At 69.6% G+C, this 13,317-nt stretch carries 11 protein-coding genes; 7 read left to right on the top strand and 4 right to left on the bottom strand.

Features of this window, described 5'->3' with window-relative positions:
• Positions 1–193: 193 nt before the first annotated feature.
• Positions 194–1,210 (top strand): peptidylprolyl isomerase, encoded by a 1,017-nt coding sequence (locus OV427_RS47515; RefSeq protein WP_267862885.1) that lies wholly within the window; start codon positions 194–196, stop codon positions 1,208–1,210.
• A 12-nt stretch (positions 1,211–1,222) separates the two neighbouring features.
• Here OV427_RS47515 and OV427_RS47510 read toward each other — a convergent pair whose 3' ends face one another.
• The gene (locus OV427_RS47510; RefSeq protein WP_267862884.1) at positions 1,223–1,597 is read right to left on the bottom strand and encodes a hypothetical protein; all 375 of its coding nucleotides are present in this window, start codon (positions 1,595–1,597) and stop codon (positions 1,223–1,225) included.
• A 303-nt stretch (positions 1,598–1,900) separates the two neighbouring features.
• On the opposite strand from OV427_RS47510, the gene OV427_RS47505 reads away from it, so the two are divergent.
• Positions 1,901–3,181 (top strand): hypothetical protein, encoded by a 1,281-nt coding sequence (locus tag OV427_RS47505; RefSeq protein ID WP_267862883.1) that lies wholly within the window; start codon positions 1,901–1,903, stop codon positions 3,179–3,181.
• A 76-nt stretch (positions 3,182–3,257) separates the two neighbouring features.
• On the top strand, positions 3,258–4,508 hold the full coding sequence (locus OV427_RS47500) for an MFS transporter (RefSeq protein ID WP_267862882.1): 1,251 nt from the start codon (positions 3,258–3,260) through the stop codon (positions 4,506–4,508).
• Positions 4,509–4,554: 46 nt separating this feature from the next.
• Here the strand turns inward: OV427_RS47500 and OV427_RS47495 are convergent, their stop codons facing one another.
• The 3 genes from OV427_RS47495 to OV427_RS47485 form a co-directional block, all read right to left on the bottom strand.
• Positions 4,555–6,183 carry a hypothetical protein gene (locus tag OV427_RS47495; RefSeq protein ID WP_267862881.1) on the bottom strand — a complete coding sequence of 543 codons (1,629 nt, stop codon included), beginning with the start codon at positions 6,181–6,183 and terminating at the stop codon, positions 4,555–4,557.
• A gap of 157 nt (positions 6,184–6,340) precedes the next feature.
• Positions 6,341–7,171: a pirin family protein gene (locus OV427_RS47490; RefSeq protein ID WP_267862880.1), complete on the bottom strand. Its 831-nt coding sequence runs from the start codon at positions 7,169–7,171 to the stop codon at positions 6,341–6,343.
• A 180-nt stretch (positions 7,172–7,351) separates the two neighbouring features.
• Positions 7,352–8,287, bottom strand: a complete 936-nt coding sequence (locus OV427_RS47485) for a LysR family transcriptional regulator (RefSeq protein ID WP_267862879.1) — start codon at positions 8,285–8,287, stop codon at positions 7,352–7,354.
• A 241-nt stretch (positions 8,288–8,528) separates the two neighbouring features.
• On the opposite strand from OV427_RS47485, the gene OV427_RS47480 reads away from it, so the two are divergent.
• The 4 genes from OV427_RS47480 to OV427_RS47465 are packed head-to-tail and all read left to right on the top strand — an operon-like array spanning position 8,529 to position 13,158.
• Positions 8,529–9,527: a hypothetical protein gene (locus OV427_RS47480; protein WP_267862878.1), complete on the top strand. Its 999-nt coding sequence runs from the start codon at positions 8,529–8,531 to the stop codon at positions 9,525–9,527.
• Entirely contained in the window at positions 9,521–10,366 is an 846-nt protein-coding gene (locus tag OV427_RS47475) for a hypothetical protein (RefSeq protein ID WP_267862877.1), read from the top strand. The genes OV427_RS47480 and OV427_RS47475 overlap by 7 nt, the downstream gene beginning before the upstream one ends.
• Before the next feature lie 10 nt (positions 10,367–10,376).
• A complete protein-coding gene (gene aspD, locus OV427_RS47470; RefSeq protein ID WP_267862876.1) occupies positions 10,377–12,011 on the top strand; it encodes an aspartate 4-decarboxylase in 1,635 nt (544 codons plus the stop codon).
• Between the two features lie 13 nt (positions 12,012–12,024).
• The gene (locus OV427_RS47465; protein WP_267862875.1) at positions 12,025–13,158 is read left to right on the top strand and encodes a type II asparaginase; all 1,134 of its coding nucleotides are present in this window, start codon (positions 12,025–12,027) and stop codon (positions 13,156–13,158) included.
• Positions 13,159–13,317: the final 159 nt, after the last annotated feature.

Genomic DNA, 13,317 nt, shown 5'->3' with positions numbered 1-13,317 from the left:
TCAGCGACAACCCTTTCGTGGTTTGTCAGAGCGGCTCGGCTGGACTATGCCTAGGTCCATGCCGAGCCGTCGCTTTTCTCCCCATTGGCGCGGACGCTGGCAGGCCTATCTCCCGGGAGCATTCGTGAGCAGCAATCAAGGGACTCAAGGACCAGGTCGCGGTGTCGAGCGCCTTTTGAAGATGAGCCCGGTGGTGAGCACCGCCTCCGCCGAGGCGCTCAAGCTCCCCAGCGTGCAGGCCCCCTCCCTGGAGGGAATCGCCGTGCGCGTGCCCACCCCGGACGACCTGACCGAGGAGGACCTGCTGCGCGCCTTCCACGAGAAGCGCCGGACCCTGGCCACGTCGCGCGAGCGTCAGCCGGGCGAGTCGCTGGAGCTGGGCGACGACGTCCAGCTCAACATCGTGGGCTACTGCGATGGGAAGCTCATTCCCTTCTCCGCGCGCTTCGGCATGACGACGGAGCTGGCGCCCATCGAGGCGCTGCCCGGGTTCTGCGAGGCCGTGGCGGAGGGTGGCAAGGTGGGCGAGTCCATGCAGATTGCCCTCGAGCTGCCGGAGAACTACCCGGTGGAGCCCCTCCAGGGGAAGCCGGCGCGCTTCCTGGTGGACATCGTGGCCGCCCGCCAGGTGACGATGCTGCCGGACAACGCCCCCGAGTTCCTGGAGAAGCTCGGGATGGGCAGCACCCTGGAAGAGGTCATGGACAACCTCCGCGAGGAGCTGGAGGACGAGCTCGCGGGGCAGCTCTGGGTGCAGGCCCAGAACATGGTGCTGGACGAGCTGGCCCGGCGCGCTCCGGTGGAGCTGCCGCGGGCGCTGGTAGACGAGGAGCTCCGCCGCCGCTGGGTCCAGGCCGAGGGCAAGGCCATGGTCGAATACCAGTTCGACGTCGATGAGCAGCAGGAGGCGCTCCAGGGCTGGCTCACGGACCCCACCACGCGCGCGGACGCCGAGCGCCGGCTGCACATCGGCATCGTGCTGAAGGCCGTCACCGAGGCCGAGAAGCTGCAGCTCACGCCGGAGAAGCTCGAGGAGCTGATTCGCGACCACATGGAGCCCTTCGGGTTCAGCGCGGAGGAGGTCCACGCCGCCCTGCGCGAGTCGCCGGAGACGACGAAGCGCCTGACCGAGCTGGGCTGGTACCTGTTCGCCGTGGAGCACGTCATGAACAAGGCGAAGGTCACCTTCGAGGGTGCCGAGCAGGGCTGAGGCGCTTCGCCGTCAGCTCTCGCTGAACCACAGCCCCAGGCCGCCCAAGAGGCCCAGGCCCACGAACAGCGCTGCCAGCGTCCACGTCTGGCGGCGCGACCACTTGAGCAGCTCGCCGTACCGGTAGCCACACACCAGCACGAGGCCGGCGAACCCCAGGCAGATGGACACGGGCCCCAGGGCGACCAGCGCCTTGCGCGCCGTCCCGCTCACGTCCAGGACCGCCAGCAGCAACAGCGGCCCGAAGCCGATGACGAGCAGGACGAGCACGAGTCCGAGCCCCTTCAACGACTCGGGACTGGACAGGTCCATGAAGTCCAGGAACCGCCACCACCAGGAGCGGGGGGGCTCCGGTGGCTCACGCGGAGCGAGGGGTCGGTGCGCCATGGAACGTCTTCTAGTGCAGCCCGGCGCCTATTTGAAGGAGGCGACGGCTCGCTGATGCAGCGGGAGGCCCGCGCCATCGCGCATCTGGACCACGAGAACATCGTCCGCATGTTGGTGGGAGACCGCGAGGGCGTCTTCGCCTCCGCGAAATGTCCGACGCCGGCCACGGTGGGTTCAGGTGGACACGTGTCATCCGGTTGTACCTGGCAGGAAATTGCGTCTGCGCGCGCGCGTACCATGCAAGGCTGAAATGTTCCTCGCCAGGGAGAGTGCATGGTTGCCCGCCCTCATATCCAAGGTCTCGTGCTGTCGTTGGCACTGGTGTTCACGGCATCGGCCCACGCGGCGGCACCCGGGCCCGAGGCCGGAGCGGTCACCCGCGCCTTCAAGGCGCTCGAGCGTATGTGCCGCGCGGATGCGGGCGCCCTCTGGGGCGACTCCCTCTGCGCGCCCGTGATGGTGGTGGACCCGCAGAGCCGGCGCTTCATCGTGAGCGAGGCGCCGAAAGAGGGGAAGTACCCGGGCCCGCCCTTCACCGGCGAGCTGCCGTCGGAGGTGACGGTCGCCAACACCGCCACGGAATGGGCGGGCACGCTCTGGGTGCAGCTGATCTGGCCCCTGCCGGAAGACCCTACGGCCCTGCGGGTGATGCTGGCGCACGAGGCCTTCCACCACCTGCAGCGCCGCAAGGGACTCACCACGGGAGACCGGGCCAATGCGCACCTCGAATCGGCCCGGGGCCGGACACTCCTGCAGCTCGAGTGGCGGGCGCTCGCGCGGGCGCTGGAGTCGCGCGGCGCCGCACGGAGCGCCGCCGTGCAGGATGCGCTCGGCTTCCGCTCGGCCCGCCGCGCTCTCTTCCCGAAAGCCACGGAGGAGGAACGTGCGCTCGAGCAGAACGAGGGCCTCGCCGAGTACACCGGCGTGCGGCTGGGAGCCCCGAAGGCCGCCGCGCGCCTTGCGCTCGTGAAGACCGTGCTCGCGGAAACCCCCGGGCAGCCCACCCTGGTGCGCACCTTCGTGCGCGCCTCCGGCCCCGCGTACGGGGTGCTCCTCGACGACGCGGCCGGCGCAGGCTGGCGACGCGAGGCCCTGGAGCGGGCCGACCTGGGCGAGCTCCTGGCCCGCGCGCTGTCCCTGGACACGAAGCCCCCGTCAGAGGAGCTGCTCGCGAGTCGCGGCAAGGCGTACGGCGCGCCGGAGCTGGAGCAGCGCGAGGCCGAGCGCGAGCGCGTGGCCCAGGCCCGGCTCGCGATTCTGCGTCAGCGCTTCGTGGAAGGGCCGGTGTTGCGGCTGTCGCTCGAGCGCATGCGCATCGAGTTCAAGCCCGGGGAGCTGGTGCCCATCGACGGCGTGGGCACGGTGTACCCGAGTGGGCGCATCGTGGACGCGTGGGGAAGCCTGACGGTGAGCGCGGGCGTGCTGGTGGATGAGAAATGGAAGAGCGCCACGGTGCCGCTCCCCCTGAAGACCCACGGCAACACGCTTTCCGGGGATGGCTGGGAGCTCGAGCTGGCCACGGGCTGGGAGCAGGTGCCGGGAGCTCGCACGGGCGATGTCACCGTGCGCAAGCCTCCGGGCTGAAGGAGCGGGGACACTGGCTGTTCAAGAGGAGGCCTGAGATAAGGCGGACGTCCCACTGCCCCGTGCGTGAACATCCATGACGACCTCCACCGTGGCCGCTCCGCCTGTTGCAACCAGCGCGCTCCGCATCCCTGGCTACAGGACGTTTCTCATCACGTTCATGTTGGCGATGATGGCCGACAACATCGAGCACGTGATCAGCTACTGGGTGGCGTTCCAGAAGTTCCACTCACCGGCGCTGGGCGGGTTCGCGGTGGTGTCCCACTGGCTGCCCTTCCTGATGTTCTCGGTGCCGGTGGGCGCGCTCAATGACCGGTTCGACTCCAGGCGCCTCATCCAGGCCGGCATGGTGCTCTTCATCACCGCCTCCCTGGGGTGGGGATACTTCTTCGTCACGGACTCCCTGCGGATGTGGCACGCGATGGTGCTCCTCACGCTCCATGGCTGCGCGGGGGTGCTCTGGAGCACCTCCAGTCAGATGTTGCTCTACGACATCGTGGGCCCGGGCTCCCTGACCAGCGCGGTGCGCCTGAACGCGACGGCCCGTTACCTCGGCGTCCTGGTGGGCCCCGGTGTGGGCAGCATCATCATGCGGACGCTCGGGCCGACCCGGGCCATCTTCGTCAACACGCTGTTCTATCTGCCCCTCCTGCTCTGGTTGGTGAGCGCACCCTACGGCCGGCACTTTCGCGCACTGACGACGGGCCCCAAGCGTGCCGTCCGGGGCTTCGCCGACATCGTGCAGACGCTCCGCGACGTGCGCGGAATGCCCGTGGTCGCGCCCATGGTGTTGCTGGCGGGGGCCGCCTCCTTCTTCATCGGCAACAGCTACCAGGCGCAGATGCCGGGCTTCGCAACCGAGCTGGGCCATGGAGACCCCGGCCTGGCCTATACGCTCCTGCTGGGCGCGGATGCGGCCGGTGCGCTGCTCGCGGGCGTCCTGCTCGAAACGCGCGGGACCTGGCTGCCGACGACGGCTGCCTCCGCGTTGAAGATGGCGTTCCTGTGGGGATGCTCGCTCTTCGCGTTCTCGTTCATGAGCTGGTACCCGGCGGCGATCTGCGTGCTGTTCCTGGCCGGGTTCCTCGAGCTCTCCTTCAGCAGCATGACCCAGGCCATCGTGCAGTTGAATGCTCCGGACACCATCCGGGGCCGCGTCCTCGGGCTCTTCAGCATGTCGGCCCTGGGCCTGCGGGCGTTCAGCGGGGTGACGGTGGGGCTCCTGGGAAGCGTGACGAACATCCACATCTCGCTCGCCCTGTCCGCCCTGGCCTTCGTGGTGGTGGCGGGCCTGCTGCTGCTCCGCCAACCCCGGCAGGGCGCATAGGAAAGGGGCCTGGAATCGAGCGGAGATTCCAGGTCCCTTCGTCTCGTCAGTTGCCGTACAGCTCTGCGCCGTAGACGGCGAACAGGCCCTGCTCGAAGGCGCCCACCGAGGTGCCGTTGTCGTTCCCGGGCGAGAGCTTCACCCCGAGCAGGTCCAGGAGGGTGTTCCGCACCGCCTCGGCGCCCTGGCTCATGGCCTGGCCAATCGACGCGCGCTCGGCCTCCGACAGCGCGGACGACAGCAGCATGCCGGTAGCGGGGTCCGTCCGGAAGGACACGACGAGGTTGGCGATGCTCAACAGGGCCGCGGCGTCGGGTCCCATCAGGTCCGTGGACGTGAGCGAGTCCGCCGCGCGTATCACCGAGCCCGCGAAGTAGCCCGCCAGGAAGGCGTTGTCGTACCGCCCGTCGGGGCCGGGGGCTTGGAGGTCGAGCCCGCGAATCTGCTCGGCGAGCCCGCCGAGCGTGCCACCGCCGTCGCGCATCTGCTCTCGCGCGTAGGTCGTGAGCGCCGAGCCCGAGGGGTCGTAGCCGTTGGCGCCGCTGAGGTGGCTGATGACCAGGCCCAGGTCATCCGAGAGGAGGTTCGTCATCATGCCCGACATCTGATCCGCGACGGCCTCCTTGTCCTGGACGGCATCCTGCCCCCGCACCATCTCTCCGAGGACGTACCCCATGCCGTCGAACATCGCGGCACGCGCCTGGTGGTCCTCGGTGCTGGCCAGCGCGTCGGTGATGCGCTGCAGCCGGCCCATGTTGGTGTACTGGAGCTGCCCGCCAAACGGGCCCATCCCGTTCCACGCCACGCCCGCCGCCTTGAGGAGCCCGTCCTGCAGGTTCTGCTCGGACAGCATCCGCACGCCGAGGGCCAGGCGACCGGGATCCGACGTGAGCGAGTCCATCGCCGAGGCGATGACCTGGCCCGACGCGGCCCGCTCGCTTTCGGGGAACGAGGTCTGTCCCACCGACATGAGGAAGCCGAGGCGCTCATGGACGTCACCACGCTGGATGTAGGCCTCCCCGAACTCGACCATCTGCTCCGGCTTGTCGAGCGCGGTGAAGAAGCGGCCCGCCTGCGACGGGGCGAGGTTGTCGACCAGGAAGGTGAACAGCGTGCCCCGCTCCTCGGTGTTCAGCCCCCGGAACGGCCCGCCGCCCAGGAGCCCGGGGTCGTTGAGGTCCTCCACCCATTGCCCGAGCTCGGCGTCCGAGAGGTTGGCGACGACCTGGCTGACCTGGTCCGCCGGCACCCGGCGCAGGATGGCCTCGATGTCCATGAGGTCGCCGTGGGTGACATCGTCGATGAGGTTCGACGACAGGAGCCGCTTCACCTCCGCCGTCGCCTGCTCCACCGTCAGCGGCCCGGTGGGCGGAATGTCCGTGGACCCGCTCGCGCCTCCCGACCGGGCGACCTCGGGTTCGGGCGTGAGCGTCTGCGCCACCACGGGTGTCGCGGGGGTGTTGCCTCCGAACAGGTTCACTCCGCCCTTGGCGCGCGGCGCCTCGAAGGTGTCCTTCACGGGCGCGTTGCCCTTCGGGGTCGACGCCTGCTTCTGGAGCGCCGCCAGCTTCGCGGCCTCGCGCTTCGCGGCCTCCTCCGCTTGACGCGCCGCGGCTTCGGCCGCGAGCCGCGCGGCGACCTGGCTGTTCACCGACTGAATCGTGTTGTCCCCCATGACACTGCCTCCCCAGGAGTTGGTTCGCACCTGCTGCGTGCACCCGGGATTATCGGGAGGCGCCCGAGGGGGGATGAATTAAGCCGGATTAAATCCGCGACAGGCCCAGCCCGCCCCCATCCACTGGACTGGATGGGGGCGCACAGGCGCGGAGGGCTCAGCTCCGCGGCGCCTCGTCCGCGGGGACCTCACCGAAGCGTCCCGCCTCGAAGTCGTGAATGGCCTGGAGGATTTCGCGCTCGGTGTTCATGACGAAGGGCCCCATATGGGCGATGGGCTCACGGATGGGCTCCCCCGCGAGGACGATGAAGTGCGCGTCCTCTTCGGCGCGCAGCGCGAGTTGCTCGCCCTCGTTGGCGAAGACGGCGAGGGAGCCCGGGGTGAGCGAGTCACCGTCGGTCGAGACCCGGCCACCGGCGACGAGCACGAAGGCATTGTGATGTGAGGGCACGGGCACCTCGAGCACCGTGCCCGCGGTGAGCTTCACGTCGAGCATCGTGATGGGCGTGAAGGTCCGCGCGGGTCCCCGGGCGTCTCCGTACGCACCGGCGATGACCCGGACCGTGCTGGGGTTGTCCTCACCTCCGACCGGGACGATGGGAATCTGGCCCGCGGTGATGGGCTGGTAGCCCGGCGCGTCCATCTTCCTCGCGCGAGGAAGGTTGACCCAGAGCTGCAGCATGTGGAACGCGCCTCCGCGACGGGAGAAGTCCCGCGCGTGGTACTCCTCGTGGAGGATGCCGGACGCGGCCGTCATCCACTGCACGTCGCCCGGCCCGATGACGCCCGCATGGCCCGCGGTGTCCCGGTGCGCGACGGACCCCTCGAAAGACAGGGTGACCGTCTCGAAGCCCCGGTGCGGGTGCCAGCCGACGCCGCGCTGACCTTCGGCCAGCGCCGGGTAGTCTTGGCGAGGATGGTAGTCGAGCAACAGGAAGGGACTGGCCCGCTCCTGCGAGAGGCTCCTGCTCGGGACGAGGGTATTCACCCGGAAGCCGTCACCGACCCAGTGAAGCGGACCTCCGCCGTGGACGCTCTCGAGGGGACGGGCGCGGGCGCGGGGAAGGGGAGAAGTGGAAGGGGCAATGCCATGCGTCGCGGTCTTCATGACAAGTACAGTAAGAGCGCGTGCCCCGACTGGAATCCGCCGGGCGCATGATGGTTTTCATCACCGCGTGTGATGGGCCGCGGCGCCCAGCGCCTCCTGGCAGAGGCTCGTGAGGCGATTGGAGGCCCAGGTCGCCACGGGCCCGAGCGGCGAGCCCTTGCGACGGACGAGGGAGAGCGAGTGCCGTGGGGGTGGTCCGCCCTCCCAGGCCGCGAGCCGCAATTCCACGAGCCGCCCCGCCGCGAGGTCCTCACGCACGAGGTGCTCGGGCTCGTGGCCCCAGCCAAGCCCGCCCACGATGAGCGCATGCTTGGTCATCAGGTCGGCGACCCGCCACGTCCGGGGCGAGAAGACGCCCCGGTCCGAGGAGCCGGGCTGGCCCGCCGGCGTGCGCTCGGTGAGGACGATCTGCACGGCGGAGGCGAGTCGTTCATCCGTGATGACGTCCTTCCCCGCAGCCAGGGGATGTGACGGCGCGGCGACCGGAATCATCCGCAGATGGGCGATGGGACGCTGCTCCAGCCCCGAGAGGTCCAGGTCCGTCCCCGCGATGCCGAGCGTGGCCCGCCGCTCCCGCACGAGCGCCGTCACGGCCGCGAGGAACTCGATTTCGAGCGCCAGCTCCACGCCGGGGTGTGCCTTGGCGAATTCGTGGATGAAGGCCAGCAGCGCGCTCGTCGGGAACATGGCGTCGACCGCGAGCGAGAGCTTCGTCTCCGCTCCGCTCTTGATGCGGCCAATCAACGTCTGGAAGACGGCGAGGTCATCGTGAAGCCGCTCCGCCGCGGCGACGACGGCTTCGCCCTTCGCGGTCAGCCGGGGAACCCGGCTGCTCCTGTCGAAGAGGCGCAGGCCGAGCTGCTTCTCGAGCCGCTTCATCGCCTGGCTGACCGCGGGCTGTCCCTGTCCGAGCCGGCGGGCCGCCGCGGTGAAGCTTCCTTCCTCCGCGACCGCACGGAGCGTCCGGAGCTGATCGATGGTGACGCTTTCGAGCACCCCGGAAGTGCATCACATCGGGGACGCGGGCGCACGTGCGCTGGGATGGCTCGCGGTGGCAGCGCTTCCACGCTCCGACGCGGAGGGCCGCGCCATCGCTGGCGCCGGGTTGGACTGGAGGGAGCTGCCCTGGAGTCGTAGCCAGCCGGGCGCCGGGACCGCGCGTACTGGCACATGGCGCGCGGGGCCCTCCATGCCCAGCCTGTAGGACGAATCGAGCCTTCAACTCCCGAGCCCCCGGATGCCCAGCGCCACCCCCATGCGCGACCGTGCCCACGCACTGCGGTTGGCCGCGTGGGCCGGGCTCGCGCTCAGCGGCATCCTGCTGGTGCGCCTGCTGGCGAGAGACCTCCCGAGCGCCGCGAAGGCCACGGGCCTGCTCGGCCCCGTCTTCGCGTTCCTGGCCAACCAACCCTTCGTGCTCCTGTTCGCCACGGTCGCCGTAGGCTACGCCCTGGGCCGCGTCACGCTGTGGCGCTTCAACCTGGGCGCCACCGCGTCCACGCTCATCCTGGGCCTGGGGCTCAGCCTGTGGGCCAGCCTCCGCGGCGTCACCTTCTCCGTGCCGGACTTCGCCAGCACGCTCTTCTTCAACCTCTTCATGTTCGCCGTGGGCATGAAGGTCGGCCCCCAGTTCCTCTCCGGCCTGCGGCGCGACGCGCGTGCCTTCATCGTGCTGGGGCTGCTCGTCCCCCTGCTCTCAGCGGGACTGATGGTGGGCCTGGGCGCGGTGCTCCACCTCGCCCCGGGGCTTGCGCCCGGAATCTTCGCTGGCGCCAACACCGCCACCCCGGGGCTCGGCGCCGCCAAGGACGTGTACCTGCGCGAGCACGCGGGCGACCCCACCGTGCTCGCCAACCTGTCCACCGCGTTCGCCTTCGGCTACTGCGTGAGCCTGGTGCTCTTCGTCTTGATGATGAAGGTCCTCCCACGCTGGTTCGGACGGGACGTGAAGCGGGAGGCCCAGGCGTATCAGCGAGAACTCGAAGCAGGAGAGGCGCATCCGCTCCCCGGCACGGCCCTCGCGCTGGCGCCGGACGCCGAGTCGCTGGAGGTGCGCGCGTTCCGGCTGGAGAACCCGGAGGGAGCGGGGCAGACGCTCGCGCAATTGCGGGAGCGCTTCCCGCAGGTGGCCCTCGAGCGGGTGCAGCGTGGAGGGCAGCCGCTCGACTTGAGTGATTCGCTGCGGCTGCGGCCCGGCGACTGGTGGTGGTCAGCGGCCCGCTGGCGGCCATGGTGAAGGCCCCCCAGGTGGTGGGGCCCGAGGTCCCCGACGCCGTGCTCCGTGCGGTGGGGTTGGAGACCGTGGAGGTAGTGGCCCAGACGGAGCGCTCCGTCGGCAAGCGCGTGGGGGAGCTCATGCGGACGGTGGGGCACGGCTTCTTCCTCAACGCGCTCTTCCGCGGCGGCGCGGAGATTCCCCACGGCCCCGAGACGGTGGTGCGGCGGGGCGACGTGTTCCGCATCACCGGCAGCCAGCTGCGCATCCACCAGCTCGCGGAAGCGCTGGGCGGCCGCGTGGTTCGCCCCAGCATGGCGACGGACATCGTCACCCTGGCGCTGGGACTGTCCGTCGGCGCGTTCCTCGGAACCCTGCCGATTCCGCTCTTCGGCCTGAAGCTGAGCCTCGGCTCGGCCGTGGGGTTGCTCCTTACCGGCATCGTCCTGTCCACGCTCCGCACCCGAGACCCGCGCCTGGGAGGCCCCTTTCCCGAGCCCGCGCGGCAGCTCCTGGAGGACCTGGGGCTGAACGTCTTCATCGCCGTCACCGCGCTCAATGCCGGCGCGGGCGTGATTCAGTCCGTCCGCGCCGGGGTGCTCGGGCCCATCGCCATCGGCACGCTGGTGGCGGGACTGATTCCTCCCGTCGTCGGGTGGGTGGTGGGCCAGTACCGCTACCACATGAACGCGGGGCTGCTGGAGGGCGCCATCGCGGGAGCGCGGTGCAGCAGCCCCGGCCTGCGCACCGCGCAGGAAGACACGGAGAGCACCGTCCCCGCGCTCTCCTATCCGGTGACCTTCGCCATCAGCAACATCGTGGTCACGCTCGGCTGCTACCTGCTGGCCAGCCTGGATTGAGGAGCCCGACATGCAAGCGCATGAGGCAGAAGACAAGCCGCTCGAAATGCTCAGCCCCTTCGAGCTGAAGGACCTGCTCATCGAGATTGCCGAGGAGTCCATCCGCACCCGAGCGGCGGTGATGCTCAACGCCGGGCGCGGCAACCCGAATTGGATTGCCACCACGCCGCGGGAGTCCTTCTTCCTGCTCGGCTCCTTCGCCATGTCGGAGGCGCGGCGCACCTGGAACGAGCCGGACGTGGGGCTCGCCGGCATGCCCCACTCGGTGGACATCGCGCGGCGCTTCCAACGCTTCCTGGACACCTGCCCACCCGGGCCCGGGGTGGAGCTCCTGCGCGGAACGCTCGAGCTCGGCGTGCGGGAGCTGGGCTTCGAGGCGGACGCGTTCGTCTGGGAGATGGTGGACTCCCTCACCGGTGACAACTACCCCGTGCCGGACCGGATGCTGGTGCACGCCGAGCGCATCGTCGAGGCCTACCTGGCCCGGGAGCTGTGCGCCGGACGTCCTCCCCCGGGCCGCTTCAAGCTGTTCGCGGTGGAGGGTGGCACTGCGGCGATGAGCTACCTGTTCCAGTCCCTCTGCGCCAACAAGCTGCTGAACAAGGGCGACACCATCGCCCTGGGCACGCCCATCTTCACCCCCTATCTGGAGATACCGCACCTCTCCGAGTACCAGTTCGACGTGGTGCCCATCGAGCAGAGCGAGATGGACTCGGACGGGAGACACACCTGGCAGTACCCGGACGCGGAGATAGACAAGCTCGCGGACCCGCGAATCAAGGCCTTCTTCCTCGTCAACCCGGCCAACCCGGGGGCGGTGGCCATCCGTCCCCGGACGCTCGCCCGCGTGGCGGAGCTGGTCCGCACCCGGCGCCCGGACCTGCTCATCCTCACCGATGACGTCTATGGCACCTTCGTCGAGGGCTTCCGCTCCTTCGCCGCGGAGCTCCCGCACAACACCCTCCTGGTCTACTCGTACTCGAAGCACTTCGGGTGCACGGGATGGCGGCTGGGCGTGGTGGCGATGCACGAGCACCACGTCGCCGACACGCTGCTCGCCCAACTGCCCGCGGGGGCGGCGTCCGAGGTGCACGCCCGCTACCGCTCCATCTCCACCCACCCGGAGAAGCTTCCGTTCATCGACCGGTTGGTCGCCGACAGCCGCTCGGTCGCGCTGAATCACACCGCGGGGCTGTCGCTGCCCCAGCAACAGATGATGATGCTCTTCTCCGCGTTCGCGCTCCTGGACAAGGACGACGCCTACAAGAAGCGCTGCAGGCAGATCTGCCACGAGCGCCTCGCGGCGCTGTTCCGGGGGCTGGGGGTGGAGCTCAAGCCCAACGATTTGGGCACGGCGTACTACCAGACGCTGGACCTCGAGGCCTGGTGCCGCAAGTACATCGGGGAAGACTTCATGGACTACGTGCAGCGGCACCGGGACCCGCTGGACGTCGTCTTCGCGCTGGCCCGGCGCTACGGCACGGTGCTCCTGAACGGGAGCGGCTTCCATGGGCCACCGTGGTCCGCGCGCGTCTCCCTGGCCAACCTCGAGGACGAGGCGTACCCGCAGATAGGGCGGCACCTCAAGGAGTTGGTGGAGACCGCCGTCGAGCGGTGGAAGCGAGAAAAGGACCCCATCCACTGAGGAGGACCCTGTCATGCGAGCTTTCCCTTCCCCTGTCCTGAGGGCCCTGCCGGTCGCGCTGTGCGCCCTGGCCTGCGTCGCGTACGCCGCACCCCAGGCCCCCGCGGCACCCACCACCGCGACGCCGCCCGCGGCGACCGAGTCCAGGCCCAGGCCCAAGCCGCGCGTGCACATCCTCGCCACCGGAGGAACCATCGCCGGCGCCCAGGCGAGCCAGACGGAGTACGGCTACAAGTCGGGCGCGTTCAAGGTCGAGGACCTGATTGCCGCCGTCTCGAACCTCCAGGAGCTGGCGACGCTGTCGGGCGAGCAGGTCGCCAGCATCGGCAGCCAGGACATGAACGACCAGATCTGGCTGCGCCTGGCCCACCGGGTCAACGAGCTGCTGCAGTCCGATGACGTCGACGCGGTGGTGATTACCCACGGCACGGACACGATGGAGGAGACGGCGTACTTCCTCGACCTCGTGGTCAAGAGCACCAAGCCGGTGGTCCTGGTGGGCTCCATGCGACCGGCCACCGCGGTGAGCGCGGATGGCCCGGCCAACCTCTACAACGCCGTGGCGGTGGCGGCGGACCCGGGGGCCTGCAACCGCGGAGTCCTGGTCGTCATCAACGATGAGGTCCACGCCGCGAGAAACGTGGAGAAGATGAACACCACCAACGTCGAGGCCTTCAGCAGCCCCGAGCGGGGTCCCCAGGGCCTCGTGAACACGGGCAAGATTGCCTGGTTCGAGCGCATGGACAAACGCAACACCGTGCGCTCGGAGTTCAGCGTGGAGAAGCTCCAGAAGCTGCCCCGCGTGGACATCCTCTACGCCCACGCGAACATGTCCGCGGACCTCATCGACGCGGCGGTGCGCGGCGGCGCCAGGGGCATCGTCATTGCCGGCGTGGGGGACGGCAACATGACGGAGGGCGCCCTGGCGGCGCTCGAGCGGTGGGCCAGACAGAAGGGACTCCTCGTCGTGCGGAGCACGCGCGTGCCCACCGGCATGGTCCTGCGCAACAACGAGGTCAATGACGACAAGACAGGCTTCGTGGCCTCCGGTGAGTTCAATCCAGCCAAGTCCCGGGTGCTGGCCCAGCTGGCGCTGACAGAGACGAACGACCCGAAGCGGGTGCAGCAGATGTTCAACACGTACTGAGGGACGCTCCCTGGCGTGCCTCGACGGCCAGGCCCCCGGAGTGGAGCATGAGGAGGATGGAGGCCCGGTTGGGCGCGCGCGCCAGGGTCCTTTGACGCCTGACGCCTGAGTCAAGGGGACGAGAATCGGCACGATGGGTACGGCTCGTACTGCCTGGGC

The sequence above is a fragment of the Pyxidicoccus sp. MSG2 genome, assembly GCF_026626705.1.
GTDB lineage: Bacteria > Myxococcota > Myxococcia > Myxococcales > Myxococcaceae > Myxococcus.
This window is presented reverse-complemented; position numbering and strand designations above follow the sequence as displayed.

Coding starts and splice junctions, on each gene's coding strand:
- OV427_RS47480 (WP_267862878.1), top strand. CDS start 8,529: ATGCCCAGCGCCACCCCCATGCGCGACCGTGCCCACGCACTGCGGTTG.
- OV427_RS47495 (WP_267862881.1), bottom strand. CDS start 6,183: ATGGGGGACAACACGATTCAGTCGGTGAACAGCCAGGTCGCCGCGCGG.
- OV427_RS47510 (WP_267862884.1), bottom strand. CDS start 1,597: ATGGCGCACCGACCCCTCGCTCCGCGTGAGCCACCGGAGCCCCCCCGC.
- OV427_RS47500 (WP_267862882.1), top strand. CDS start 3,258: ATGACGACCTCCACCGTGGCCGCTCCGCCTGTTGCAACCAGCGCGCTC.
- aspD (WP_267862876.1), top strand. CDS start 10,377: ATGCAAGCGCATGAGGCAGAAGACAAGCCGCTCGAAATGCTCAGCCCC.
- OV427_RS47475 (WP_267862877.1), top strand. CDS start 9,521: ATGGTGAAGGCCCCCCAGGTGGTGGGGCCCGAGGTCCCCGACGCCGTG.
- OV427_RS47465 (WP_267862875.1), top strand. CDS start 12,025: ATGCGAGCTTTCCCTTCCCCTGTCCTGAGGGCCCTGCCGGTCGCGCTG.